This window comes from Bacillus sp. SORGH_AS_0510 (assembly GCF_030818775.1).
GTDB lineage: Bacteria > Bacillota > Bacilli > Bacillales > Cytobacillaceae > Neobacillus.
The window spans coordinates 152,415-166,227 of sequence record NZ_JAUTAU010000001.1; the positions used below are offsets into that span (position 1 = coordinate 152,415).

Here is a 13,813-nt window from a genome sequence, read left to right on the forward strand (position 1 = left end):
TATTTGACCGGTGCTGTAACAATCATCGCTTTATCAAACCATGATTGTTACAAGATACTCATAAAAGAATATTCAGGGTGAAAACTGGCTAGGCGCTGGAGCTGGACAATTCCCGAAGTCGAATTTTATATATTCCTATAAAAAAGGCTCTGTTAAACTTGCCTGTTGATTTCCGCTCCAGACGCGAGCGGTTCGTGGGTGTTTCGGCGGGCCTCCTCGACGCAAGCGTCTGCGGGGTTTCCCCTGAACCATACTCCCACAGGAGTCTTCGTGCCTTCCGTTCCAATTAACAGGATGTATAAATCAACACTGTTCTTTAACACAGCTATAAAAAAAGAAGCACTGGCAATTGCCAATGCCTCCTCCTATTTATTTACTCAACATCATATTGATAAAGTGGTGTACTTAAGTAACGCTCACCGTTATCTGGAATGATCGCTAAGACCTTTTTCCCTTTTCCAAGCTTCTTACCCACTTCTAAAGCTGCATGAATAGCTGCACCTGAAGAGATTCCACCCAAAATTCCCTCTTCCTTCGCTGCACGGCGTGATGCTTCAAAAGCTTCTTCTGTTCCAACCTTTATAATCTCATCATAAATATCGGTATTTAACGTATCAGGAACAAATCCAGCTCCAAGTCCTTGGAGTTTATGCGGGCCTGGTTTTCCACCGGATAATACTGGTGAATCCTGTGGCTCTACCGCATAAATTGTAACCTCTGGGAATTTTTCACGAAGCACACTACCTGCTCCTGAAATGGTTCCACCAGTTCCAATTCCTGAAACGAAAGCATCTAACTGGTCCATTTGTTCAGCAATCTCTTTACCTGTTGTTCTTCTGTGAACTTCAGGATTTGCTTCATTCTTAAATTGCTGTGGTAAGAAGTAACCATGCTCCTTTACAAGTTCCTCCGCCTTAGCAATTGCCCCTTTCATTCCTTCTGGACCAGGGGTTAATACTAATTCTGCACCATAAGCGCGAAGCAAGTTGCGTCTTTCTAAACTCATGGTTTCGGGCATAACAAAAACTGCTTTGTATCCCTTTGCTGCAGCAATCATCGCAAGTCCGATTCCAGTGTTTCCGCTAGTAGGTTCAATGATTGTATCTACTCCAGGCTTGATTAAGCCTTTTTCCTCTGCTGCTTCAATCATTGCTAATGCGATTCGATCCTTTACACTGCTGCCCGGATTAAAATATTCCAGCTTTAAGTAAACCTCAGCGCTATTTTCATCTACTAATCTGTTTAATTTTACAATAGGAGTTTGGCCGACTAATTCGGCAACTGAATTTGCAACACGAACCATATTGGCACCTCTATTCCGAGTATTTTTATTGGATTTATCACAAATTTACCAGTTTTATACTTGTTTTGTCAATCGTTTTAACTCACTAAAATAATTAAATTTTCCGCAAATTTCGTAAAAGAAAAACACAGAAGTTCCCCTGTGTTTTTTCTTCTTCTTAATCTTTGTTTTTATCTTTGCCGTAGAACCATTCTACCCCAGCTTCGTCCCAAAATGTTGAAGCGTTTGCAGGGGTTTTCATTTGCTCAAGGGCAATTTGTCTGCGTATTTGTTCTTTCACTTCATCAAAGGAATAGCTTTTGCCGTTTAGCTTTCCTTCAAGCTTTATTAGGGCATATCCGTCTTCAACCTTTAACGGTTTGCTATATGCTCCCTTTTTCAGCCTTTTAGCCGTTTCGATATATTTTTTTGGATAGCGTTCATCCTCTTCCGTAATATATCCGATATCTCCGCCTTCATTAGCCGAGAATTCCTCAATCGAACGCTCCATGGCCAATGCGGAAAAACTAGACCCATGTGCTAGCTCTTTCGATGCTTTTGTTGCTTCATTTTTTGTTTTCACAATAATATGTGATAGATGATAAGCAGTAGGAACCTTGAAAACACTTTTGTTTTCCGCATAGTACCTTCTCAACTCTTTCGTCGATACTGCCACATCTCTTGTTAAAAGCTCTTCTAACAGAAGGGTGTTACGTATTTCTTCTTTCCACTTTTTCTCGCTCGCATGATTCTTTTGACTAAGTGGATCCACAGTCGTTTGGAGCATTCTAAATTCACGCTCAACCTCTTGATCTGAGATTTTTATTTTGTACTTAGCTGCGGTCTCTGTTACAACCTTCTGATCAATCATTTCCTTTAAAACATCTTTTCCATATTTGGCTTCTAATTCATTTAGCCAATCTTGCCTAGAAATCTCCGTTTTCCCTATTGTTGCAACGCTTTCCTCGCTCATCGCTGCCCCGCTTGCTTCTTTTACTCTTGACTGATAAAAAGCAATCGTTAGGACATTCACCAAAATAAGGGCAGCAATTACCATCCAAAGCTGCTTCTTCCCCAATTTCTTTCCCCCTAGGAATGCTTATTTCGCTTCCTGTTTCATTTCTTCTAATTCTTCTTTAGTAAAAAGATATTTCTCGTTACAGAAGTGACAATGAGCTTCCGCTTGTCCGTCTTCCTCAATCATAGCATCAATTTCAGCTTTCCCTAATCCAATGATCGCATTGGCAAAACGATCCTTCGAGCAGTTACACGCGAATTGTACAGGCATCTTTTCTAATATCTTTACCTGTTCTTTCCCGAATAACTCAGCTAAAATCTCCTCAGGTGTTAACCCTTGCTCGATTAGTTTAGAAACAGGCGGAATGGTTTTTAAGCGTTCCTCTACCTGTGAAATCACAGATTCAGGAGTTCCAGGCATCAATTGAAAAATAAACCCTCCCGCTGCTAAAATGGTATCGTCCGGATTAACCAGCACACCCACGCCTACAGAAGATGGCACCTGTTCAGATGTTGCAAAATAATAGGTAAAATCCTCACCCAATTCTCCAGATACAAGCGGAACCTGCCCAGAGAAGAAATCGCGTAAACCAATATCCTTTACTACCGCTAACATCCCATCCGTTCCAACCGCGCGGCGGACATCCAGCTTACCGTGCTCATTGGATTCAAAGTCAACTTCCGGATTGGTTACATAGCCACGAACCTCTCCTTTAGCATTACTGTCAACGACGATTGGACCAAGTGGACCGCCACCATTGATTTTAATGGTCAGCTTATCTTCACCCTTGAGCATGGCACCCATCATGACCCCTGCGGTCATCGTGCGGCCAAGTGCTGCTGATGCTGTTCTCCACGTTTGATGGCGTTCTTGCGCCTCACAAATAGTTTCTGTTGTTCTTACTGCATATGCGCGTATATTACCATCAAAGGCTAACGCCTTAACTAAATAATCACTCATGGTAAAACTCCCTTCTCTGCTGCTAATCCTTAGGTTATCCCATATTGCGTTTATAGATAAGCTGCAATCCTTTTAAAGTTAAAAATGGATCAACGATATCAATAATAGTGGATTCTTGGGCAATTAAGTTAGCCAAACCACCTGTAGCGATGACTGTTGGCTTCTTGCCGCTTTGCTCCATCATTCGTTTGACGATACCTTCTACTTGTCCTACATATCCATAGACAATGCCAGCCTGCATGGCCGCTACTGTATTTTTCCCAATAACACCCTCTGGACGGGCAATTTCAATTCTTGGTAGCTTTGCCGCTCTTGAATATAACGCTTCCGTAGAAATGCCAACTCCAGGAGCAATTGCGCCACCCATATATTGACGCTCTTCATTTACATAACAATAGGTGGTGGCCGTACCAAAATCAACAATAATCAACGGACTTCCATATTCATAGATGGCGGCCACTGCATTCACAATTCGGTCCGCACCCACTTCTCTTGGGTTTTCATATTTAATATTAAGTCCCGTCTTGATTCCAGGTCCCACAACCAGCGGCTTAATATGGAAATACTTTTGGCACATTCTTTCTAATGCGAACATGATTGGTGGAACAACAGAAGAGATAATAATACCGTCAATATCGGTAAAAGATAGACCCGAATGATCAAATAATGCTTTTATATTCATACCAAATTCGTCTTCTGTACGATTTCGGTTTGTTTCTATCCGCCAATGATATTTCAGTTCATCCCCTTGATAAACACCTAATACAATATTTGTATTTCCTACATCAAATACGAAAATCAAATCTATCACTCACTTTACCGATTTTTCTTTTCTATACACGGAAACATCATACCATAAATAGTATATGAAGAAAAAAAAGAGTGCTTCAGCGAAGCACTCTTCTTAATTTACTTATAATCAATATCATCAGGAGGCGTATCTAAAAAGGATTTCTCTTCTTTAGGAGCCTCTTCTTTTTTTGTATTGATGTTAACTTTCACGTCATCTTTTTTCGGTCCAATTTTCACTGAATCTAAGTGAAGGGAAGGATCAGGCATATGACCATGTTCAACCAAGTATTTGATTTGTTCAGCAACAAGCGTTTCCACTTCAAGTAGAGTCTTAGCAATCAAATCAAGCTTATCACGATTCTCAGTAAGAATCTTTCTAGCTCTTTCATAACACTCTTTAATAATTCTTTGGATTTCAAGGTCAATTTCGTAAGCAATCGCATCCGAGTAATTTTGCTCATTATGGATGTCACGGCCTAAGAATACTTGACCGCCTTGACCTTGGCCAAACTGAAGCGGTCCAAGTTTATCACTCATACCATATTCAGTTACCATTTTACGAGCAATACTAGTCGCACGTTGGAAGTCATTATGCGCACCCGTACTTACTTCTCCAAAAACGATTTCCTCAGCGACACGTCCACCTAATAGACCAACAATTTTATCAAGTAATTCAGGTTTAGTCATAAAGTAACGGTCTTCTCTTGGAAGCATGACAGCATATCCACCAGCTTGCCCACGTGGTACGATTGTAACCTTGTGAACCATATCCGCTTCATCAAGTACTAACCCAATAACCGTATGACCACCTTCGTGGAAAGCAACAATATTACGTTCTTTTTCTGAAATAACCCTGCTCTTCTTAGCTGGTCCGGCAATCACTCGATCGGTTGCTTCATCAATATCTTCCATGTCGATTTTCTTTTTACCACTACGTGCTGCAACTAATGCTGCCTCATTTAGTAAGTTTTCTAAATCAGCACCAGAAAAACCTGGTGTACGCATAGCGATATTTTTTAAGTTGACTGTCTCATCTAACGGTTTATTACGAGCATGTACTTTAAGAACAGCTTCACGCCCAATTACATCTGGGCGGTCGACTGTAATTTGACGGTCGAAACGTCCTGGACGTAATAATGCTGGGTCAAGGATATCTGCACGGTTCGTTGCGGCGATAATGATAATTCCTTCATTTGCACCGAAACCATCCATTTCAACTAATAATTGGTTCAATGTTTGTTCACGTTCGTCATGTCCGCCGCCAAGTCCTGCTCCACGCTGACGTCCTACAGCATCAATTTCATCGATGAAGATGATACATGGTGCATTTTTCTTCGCATTTTCGAATAAGTCACGTACGCGGGAAGCACCCACACCGACAAACATTTCAACGAAGTCAGAACCACTGATTGAAAAGAAAGGCACTCCTGCTTCACCAGCAGTTGCTCTTGCTAACAAAGTTTTACCCGTTCCTGGAGGTCCTACTAAAAGGACACCTTTAGGAATTCTAGCGCCAAGCTCAGCGAATTTGCGAGGGTCTTTTAAGAACTCAACCACTTCAACTAATTCTTGTTTTTCTTCATCTGCACCAGCTACATCTCTAAAACGAACCTTTTTCTTATCATCGTTATAGAGCTTAGCTTTGCTTTTCCCAAAGTTCATTACTCGGCTTCCGCCGCCTTGAGCTTGGTTTAATAAGAAGAAGAATAAAATAAAGATAATCACAAACGGAATAATCGAAGTAAAGAAAGTAACCCAGCCGCTTGTTTCTTTAGCCGGCATCACTTCTACATTTTTCCCTGCTTTATCTATCCGATCAAGGATCTTTTCGCTGTTAGGTACATAGGTGATAAACTTCTTGCTTGCTTTATCCTCACCTCTAACTTCGAAAACACCTCGTTCAGGCTGCATGGAGAAAGACTTTACTTCCCCGTTTTCTAGCTTTGTCACAAATTTATCATACGTTAAACGACTTGTAGTCTCATTGCTTCCATTAAAGAAGCTAACTACACCAATAATGACTAAAAATATCAATAAATAAAAGATGGTATTACGGAAAATCCGATTCATCTCTTACCTCCTCCCGCGGGTAAAAACTATATTAGATAGTATCATAGAAAATCTTACTAATTCAAGGAATTACTCTCAATTCTATAGGTTGTAAAAAGCCCATCGTTGAAGGGTTTATGATTCCATTTTCAATGAAATTTATTGATTATTGCTGTATACTTCCGGTTTTAAAACCCCAATATATGGAAGGTTTCGGTATTTTTCAATATAATCCAATCCATACCCAACAACAAACTCATCTGGAACAATAAATCCTACATAGTCTGCTTGGATAGAACTCTTTCTTCCTGTTGGCTTATCAAGCAAAGTGACAATTTTGATTGATTTTGCTTTTCTGTAACGGAATAAATCAACTAAATAGCTGAGTGTTAAGCCACTGTCGATAATATCCTCAATAATTAATATGTCTCTGCCTTCAACAGAAGTATCTAAATCCTTAAGAATTTTTACTTCCCCTGAAGAAACAAAGGCGCTGCCATAGCTGGAAACATCCATAAAGTCCATTTCTAAATAGCAGTCCATCCGCTTTAATAAATCAGCCATAAAAGGCATTGCACCTTTTAAAACGCCGATTGCCAACGGGAAACGGTCCTTATATTCCTCAGTTAACTGTCCAGCCAACTCTTTAATTTTTTCTTGGATTTCCTCTTCTGAAACTAACACTTTTTCAATATCCTGATTCATCATAAAATGTGCCCCCTAGAAGATCATTACTTAATGTATGTGAGTAGTATATATTGCTTAGCATTGTAATCTATACCTTCAAATGAAGATTTTTTTAAACCTGGAAGCCAGAGAATACAATCTTCACTATCGGTTATTACAGGCCATGTGTCCCTATCTTGTACAGGAACCTTTTGATCAATAAAAATATCCTTTATTTTTTTTGATCCCTGCATTCCTTTTAATGTCATTCGATCACCATTTTTCCTAGTGCGGATGACAAGCGGCCATTTGACCACATCCACATGAAACAAAGCCGTGTATGGATGATGAAATTCAGGAATTTCCCCATCTAAATAATCAATTCGCATACTCCCTCCAGTAGGCAGTATGACCATTCCTGGTTCGACTATTTCAAGTTCATAAGGTTTCGCCTTTATTAGTTGAAATTGGAACGTCAATTGAAGGTATGAGCGAATAACTTTTAAACCATTTGGGAAATCAAGTTTACCTGAAGGTTCACGGTGATGAATGATAGAAAAAACTTGGTCGATATGTACGGCAGAAAGAGAAGCAGGCTTTTCTTTGTAAAGATAGTTTAATATTAGTTGAATACCTCTCCTTTGTAAAGGTAAAGGCATCTCAAGAAATGTTTTTATGTCAATAGTAATTTTGCCCTTTTCTCTTTTTGTCATTACGGAATTCAAGTGTTTTTTTGTCAATTCCAGCAGGAAGGCTTCATCACCTTGTAATTCTTCACTAAATCGTTGGAAATGATCATGAACCTGACTGTTTTCTTCTTTTAAAAAAGGAAGAACCTGTTGCCGGAATCGATTTCTACTATAGATACTTTTTAAGTTACTAGGGTCTAGTCTCGGATTTAGTGCATGCTTTTTACAATATTGTTCAATTTCATCCTTTGTCACAGTGAGGAATGGACGGAAAATAAATCCTTTTCCAAACGGACGTGTAAATGGAATCCCGGCTCTCGCCATTCCAGAGCTGCCTCTCGTTAAGCGCATGAGTATGGTTTCAATCTGATCATCCCCATGATGACCAAGGGACAAATAGCGGAAATTATATTTCTCCATTATTTCCGAATAAAATTGATACCGTACTTCTCTGGCAGCTACTTGAGAACTCTTTCCTGTAGCCTCCATTATTTTCATTACATCAATCTGTCTCATTTCAAACGGTATCTCGTATTCATGACAGAACCTTTTTACAAACAGGGCATCCTCAAAGGACTCTGCTCCGCGGAACATATGGTCCACATGAGCGACAACGATGGAAAGGTTTTTCCTTTCTTTTTGAGAATGCAGATAGTGAAGCAGTGCCAGGGAATCAGGACCACCTGAAACTCCAACGACAATCTGTTTGTTATCTAATTGAAACGATTGGCGATTAAGATAACCCTCAACCTTTGTTTCCAACATAGTATGGCACTCTTTCCTTAAAACAAAGTATTTGCAAAAATAATTTAAGAATACCAATAGCTTACCACTAACCATAAATAACTATCAAAACTTAGGCATTACAAATATAGGATTACTCCCTTAATACGATTGTATTAAAAAAAGGTTTCAACTATTTAAAGTAATTTGTCAAATGTGTACCACGCATAGAAAGCACCTAAAAGGACAGCAATGATAAAAAATTCTAACCATGCGCTTTTCTTCTTCTTTTTACGGTACGTTAGTCTTGATACATTCTTTTGACTTTTTGCTGCTCCATTTTTGACCTGATTGGAGCCAGGGTTATTAATCGCTTGTGGTTGTAATGGCTTAGAATCTGCTCTTTTCTCAACCATCCGTTCTAGAAGATCCTCCCTCATTTCCTTTGCACTACTGTACTGACCCTGAAGGGCTCTGAGAATAATCTTTTCATATTTGGTTAGCTCTGGCTTTTGCCGGATCGCTTCCTTTAACTGTTGTATACCCCCAATAGTCTTTGTGAATCGTTTTGGATAGGCTGTATTAATCATAATCATGGCCACAGCGAATAAATCATAGGAAGAATCTGCTTTTCTAGAGCCTAGTCCCCAATAGCCTCGATCATAAAACTCCGTAAACTCCTTAATAGCCCTGCCTTTAATTGTAGTACCCCCTACATCAATACACCTTATTTTGGAAGGAGGTCCAGTAACAATTAAATTCTCTGGCTTTAAATCGCCGAATACCCATCCGTTCTCGTGAAGTGTTTCTAAATCCTTTAACAGTTGAATAAATAAAACCGTTGACCATGACTTTCCCTTCTCACGGATAAAGCTTAGGAGATCCGGGCCTTGAATATATTCCATTACATAAAAGGAAATTCGTGAACGAGGACTTTGCCAATCATCGACATCAAGTAAAGAAGGCCCGAGGGTTGAACCCTGGACCTTTGCAAAGGATTTCAAGACATTTACCTCTGAGGTAATCGACATGCCGTTATCACTCATTTTCAAAGCTACATGAGTGTTTTTGTGTTTCGCAAGGTAGACCACCCCGTTCGCCCCAAATCCTAGCTCTTTTATAATTGTATAGTTATTCGAATGCCATTTTCCTGAAATGATTGTCCCTGGACTCACCTTACATTGATTCTTCAAAGTATGATTCATCATCACGTGCAAGCAGGCTCCTTAACGATTGTTTTTGATTAAAGGCTGAAATAGCTGTTCGTAATGCCGGGCCGGTCGGAGTAATTCCTCCTGTCGAAAGCTGAGAGAAAACACTCGTCAAAGATTGCATCTTTGGTGTCCAATCTAGCAGTTTTTCGACATCATTCTTTTTCCCGGGAAATACGTAAACTGAAAACTGATTATCACCTGTACGAGCATTTAAGCTAAGAGAAAGGTCAAATAACGCCTCTTTCACCATCGGTAGCTTATGCTTCATACTTGCGCTTGTATCGACAAGAATCAACACATCTAATTCGACAGTTTCTCCTAATTCATCAACAACCTCCATGACTTCTCCTCTTTTTTCTGGAGGCAGGTCTTCCATCGTTTGTGAACCGCCTAAGATTTGCTTTAACTGACTGTTCACGACACCTTGTATCGTTTGATTCATCGCTTTACGTGTGACCATTTGTACCGTTTGAGAAAGAGCCTGAGCATAAACAATTTGGCTGACTCCTCCTCCTGAAAGGGCGATTCCTTCGATTTCGGTCATACCTTTTTCATCAATAATATCCTGTTCAACGACACCAATGACATTTACCGTTATTCCCTGTTCCTTGGCAAGGGCAGCCATAGCAATTGGATCTTCACCCTGATTAGAGCAACCATCTGTTATCAATAGGATCTGGCGTATTTTTCCTGTGTACATAACCTTCTCCCTCCATAAACGTATTGGTACCATTTTCGACGGGTTCATGGTGATTTATACATATTTTCCAATGGAGCGGGTAAAATAATCAGTTTATAGCATGCAGGCATGTACACAATTTTTTCCTGTTATACTACCATGTCCTGTTGATTTCCGCTCCAGGCACGAGCGGTTCGTGGGTGTTTCGGCGAGTTTCCTCGGCGCAAGCGCCTGCGGGGTCTCCCTGAACCATACTCCCACAGGAGTCTACGTGCCTTCCGCTCCAATCAACAGGGTGTCCAAAATCAACTATTACCTTTAAACACAGCATAATATTTCTTAAACATTACTACGCATTTTTTTTGTAGACTGGAATGGATGCCCACTTTGGTGTGTTATGTTTTATTTTTGCAACTGTGACTGTCATATCATCTTCTATCAATCCAGATCTTGATCGGATAACCTCCTCCATGATTAAGTCAGCCACCTCTTGTGGGTCATCAGTCTGTAGTTCTTGTACTTTTCTTTTCATCCATAAATCGTAATTTTCTACATGCTTTGGTCCTTCAAACACCCCATCACTCATCATAATTAGTAAATCTCCAGCCTTAAGCTGTTCGCTTACCACATCGACATCAAACTCTTGAATAATTCCCATCGGTAAGTTGCTTGCCTGAATCTTAATGACTTTATTTCCTCTCTTAATGAAGCTTGGTGTAGATCCAATCTTTAAAAACTTAGCCGATGCATTCTTCAGGTCAATCATCGCTAAATCCAATGTAGAAAAAATCTCATCCGTTGTTCGTAGCGAAAGGATCGAGTTAACAGATTTAATAGCCACCTTTTCTTCAATTCCTGATTGGAGGATTTTTTGTAGTAATTGCAACGTTTCTTTACTTTCATAGTGAGCTCTTTCCCCATTTCCCATTCCATCGCTAATAGCTATGGCATACTTGCCCAAACCAAGCTCAATGGTAGAATAGCTGTCTCCTGAAACCAAGCCGCCATCCTTAGCCGCATGAGCAACTCCAGTCTCTACTGTAAAAGCTTTATTGGAACGGAAGGTTACGTGACAGAAACCGGCTGGATAGGTGGCACATTCCTCCTTATTTACAATAATCGTTTCCCCAAGGATGTCTGATAGCATCGGTGCGATTAACTTCTCACACTCACCATGGCCATTACAAAACGGAACTGACATTTCAATATCCACATTACCCTGCTCCAAGCTATAGATTTCTACCTGTTCAATATGGATACCAAAGTCTTGAAGTGCATCCATAATCAGTTCTTCCTGTTTATGATGGTTTTCCCTTTCTCTTTGAATTTCCTTAGCGAAGTTCTCCATTACTTCAGACACACCTAACAATTGGTCGGCAACCAGCTTACGACTCTCCTGCACCTGTTTCTTCAATTTTTGATTAGCTTGAAAAAAAGTTAATTCCTGACCAATTGTTTCGAAAACTTTTTTCGAACGTGTGCAATGCTTGTCCCATTCCCTCGATAACCGTGGAGACACATTCCCATCGTTTTGATCCATTTCATGAATAATTTCTTCCATGTAAGCATAGGTTGTATTAAAGTTCTTCGCCCAGCACTGTTCCTTTTTAAAACAAGTTTGACAGGTTCGTTCTGTTACATTACTCATAAAGTAATCCATTTCCCGGTCATGTTCACTCTCTTCGGGTTGCACTTCCATTTGGGAAAAACTCTTTGATAAAGCAAGGAAGACACTCGAGAATTGGGATACCCGTTGTGCTGTTACATCGCGCATTTTCCTCATATATTTCTGCTGTTCAGCTGTATGTTCTGGTGTACCTGGAATATATTTGGCTAATCTCGAGGTTAAGACCTGTGGTGTCAGGAGGAATAAGAAAATAGCTGCCGTAGTTTCTAATACGGTTAACAGGATCGAGCCCCCGCCTTCGCCATACATGCCGATGAGAAGAGTGGCAATCATTAACCCTGCGGATACCCCTATTTTTTTCCCCTCTTTTAACAAGCCGCCTAAAACACCCGAAAATGCTAGCAAGCTCATATGATTGAAGCTAGATACACTTGCTAGACTAAAGATTAGGCCCGTTACTACACCAACTGTCGAACCAACTGTTGCCCCAGCAATAAAGGAGAACACTAATACTAGATATCTCGACATAATATGCTCAATCGACAAATCATAGACCTTCCAACCAATGGTGCCTGTCATAATCGAAGCAAGCATAATAATTAAGCAGACAATTTCTTCTGTTTTAAGTAATTGCCTGCGCTTATTCAAGGTTAGCAATGGGATGCTTTGTAAAAAGATGAGTGTCAAAATAAAGGCGAGACTGGCTTGTACCCCTACCATCATGAGATCATACAATGTTAATTGTTTAGTTAAGACGAATGCTTCTGCCAATTTTCCTATTCCTAGAATAATCCCTACAAAGAAAGGGATAGCCCTCATTTCGTTGGTCAGCCACTTTCTACTAATCCTGAAAATTGCTAAAAATAGAATCGTTATGATAAAGGTAGACGCCGCATTAGCTAACGAGATAGTGGCTGCTCCGACAGTCAGTCCGATTAGGGCAAGCGGTGCCCGATCCCTCTTGATTAAATATACAGAAGCAAAGAAGGGAAGACAGAATGGAGTCAACTTCGCCAATATTAAAGCTCGTCCCAGTAAGAAACCGACTAGGAGTAAGAGGAATCCCTTCTTAATAAAAAAGGATTCAAGCATGAACTGGACTTTTCTAAGCCCCCTCCCCACATCCCATTTTGATGAATGAAGGTTGACTTCTCTGATTGGTTCTATGAAACTAGCATTTGTCTTTTCCATAAATCACACTCCCTATTCTTTCATCGTACAGATAATTATAAAATTAATAGGGTTAGAAGTTTGTCAAAATAGTGGAAAAATTTAAATAATCGTTCGACGGTTTTCACTGTTTTTAATCAATAAATATTAACTAACTACTTTATTGTCGAAGCCTTTGCGCGATTAACATAAGGCTCTGTTAAATGTGCCTGTTGATTTCCGCTCCAGGCACGAGCGGTTCGTGGGTGTTTCGGCGAGCCTCCTCGGAGAAACGCGCCTGCGGGGTCTCCCCTGAACCATACTCCCACAGGAGTCTTCGTGCCTTCCGATCCAATATCAACAGGGTATAAAAATCAACACTGTTCTTTAACACAGCCTAAAATAAAAAAGACAAGTCCATTAGACCTGTCTTTGAATGATATAGTTATTATAAATAAGCAGCTAAGTTAGCCTCGTCTCGCTCCTCTTCCGCCACGCTTGGATTCTGTGTGACGTTTTAAGGAAGTTAAACGATCCTCACTCTCTTTTAAAAACTTCGCCATTTTTGTTTCGAAATTTTCAGGCTTCGCATTATTCCGATCATTTGCTCTACCCTGACGAGGACGTTGTGATTGGGATCTTTGTTGTGGTTCTGGTCTATCCTTTGCCTTTTTAATGGATAGGCCAATTTTCCCATCCTTCTCAACATTAATGACTTTTACCTCAATCAGGTCGCCTACTTTAAGATGTTCGTTAATATCTTTAACATAATTGTCTGCAACCTCACTGATGTGCACAAGTCCTGTTGAGCCTTCTGGCAGCTCCACAAACGCTCCGAACTTTGTAATCCCTGTTACCTTTCCTTGTAACTTGCTGCCTACTTCAATTGACATAAAAAGAATGTTCCTCCTTAAGAATATAAAAAATCAATCTTACCCTATATTATACAAAAAGGAAAAAATCAG

Annotated in this window: 11 protein-coding genes; all 11 read right to left on the reverse strand. The window is 40.1% G+C overall.

What is annotated here, in order from left to right; translation table 11 throughout:
• Positions 1-373: 373 nt before the first annotated feature.
• The 11 genes from cysK to QE429_RS00960 all read right to left on the reverse strand — a co-directional run bounded on the left by cysK (position 374) and on the right by QE429_RS00960 (position 13,741).
• Positions 374-1,303: a cysteine synthase A gene (gene cysK, locus QE429_RS00910; RefSeq protein ID WP_307282916.1), complete on the reverse strand. Its 930-nt coding sequence runs from the start codon at positions 1,301-1,303 to the stop codon at positions 374-376.
• Between the two features lie 157 nt (positions 1,304-1,460).
• Complete coding sequence (locus QE429_RS00915; RefSeq protein WP_307282919.1) at positions 1,461-2,360, reverse strand: peptidyl-prolyl cis-trans isomerase; 900 nt, start codon at positions 2,358-2,360, stop codon at positions 1,461-1,463.
• A 21-nt stretch (positions 2,361-2,381) separates the two neighbouring features.
• Complete coding sequence (gene hslO / locus QE429_RS00920; RefSeq protein ID WP_307282922.1) at positions 2,382-3,260, reverse strand: Hsp33 family molecular chaperone HslO; 879 nt, start codon at positions 3,258-3,260, stop codon at positions 2,382-2,384.
• A gap of 34 nt (positions 3,261-3,294) precedes the next feature.
• The gene (locus QE429_RS00925; RefSeq protein WP_307282924.1) at positions 3,295-4,062 is read right to left on the reverse strand and encodes a type III pantothenate kinase; all 768 of its coding nucleotides are present in this window, start codon (positions 4,060-4,062) and stop codon (positions 3,295-3,297) included.
• 107 nt (positions 4,063-4,169) lie between these two features.
• A complete protein-coding gene (gene ftsH / locus QE429_RS00930; RefSeq protein ID WP_307282927.1) occupies positions 4,170-6,122 on the reverse strand; it encodes an ATP-dependent zinc metalloprotease FtsH in 1,953 nt (650 codons plus the stop codon).
• Between the two features lie 138 nt (positions 6,123-6,260).
• Entirely contained in the window at positions 6,261-6,809 is a 549-nt protein-coding gene (gene hpt / locus QE429_RS00935; protein WP_307282929.1) for a hypoxanthine phosphoribosyltransferase, read from the reverse strand.
• A 23-nt stretch (positions 6,810-6,832) separates the two neighbouring features.
• On the reverse strand, positions 6,833-8,221 hold the full coding sequence (gene tilS, locus QE429_RS00940; protein ID WP_307282932.1) for a tRNA lysidine(34) synthetase TilS: 1,389 nt from the start codon (positions 8,219-8,221) through the stop codon (positions 6,833-6,835).
• Between the two features lie 155 nt (positions 8,222-8,376).
• Positions 8,377-9,387 carry a serine/threonine protein kinase gene (locus tag QE429_RS00945; RefSeq protein ID WP_307290698.1) on the reverse strand — a complete coding sequence of 337 codons (1,011 nt, stop codon included), beginning with the start codon at positions 9,385-9,387 and terminating at the stop codon, positions 8,377-8,379.
• Positions 9,356-10,093 carry a VWA domain-containing protein gene (locus tag QE429_RS00950; protein ID WP_307282934.1) on the reverse strand — a complete coding sequence of 246 codons (738 nt, stop codon included), beginning with the start codon at positions 10,091-10,093 and terminating at the stop codon, positions 9,356-9,358. The genes QE429_RS00945 and QE429_RS00950 overlap by 32 nt, the downstream gene beginning before the upstream one ends.
• A gap of 328 nt (positions 10,094-10,421) precedes the next feature.
• Positions 10,422-12,890, reverse strand: coding sequence for a stage II sporulation protein E (gene spoIIE, locus QE429_RS00955; protein WP_307282937.1), 2,469 nt, complete (start codon positions 12,888-12,890; stop codon positions 10,422-10,424).
• 425 nt (positions 12,891-13,315) lie between these two features.
• Positions 13,316-13,741, reverse strand: a complete 426-nt coding sequence (locus QE429_RS00960) for a S1 domain-containing RNA-binding protein (protein ID WP_307282940.1) — start codon at positions 13,739-13,741, stop codon at positions 13,316-13,318.
• Between the last annotated feature and the right edge of the window lie 72 nt (positions 13,742-13,813).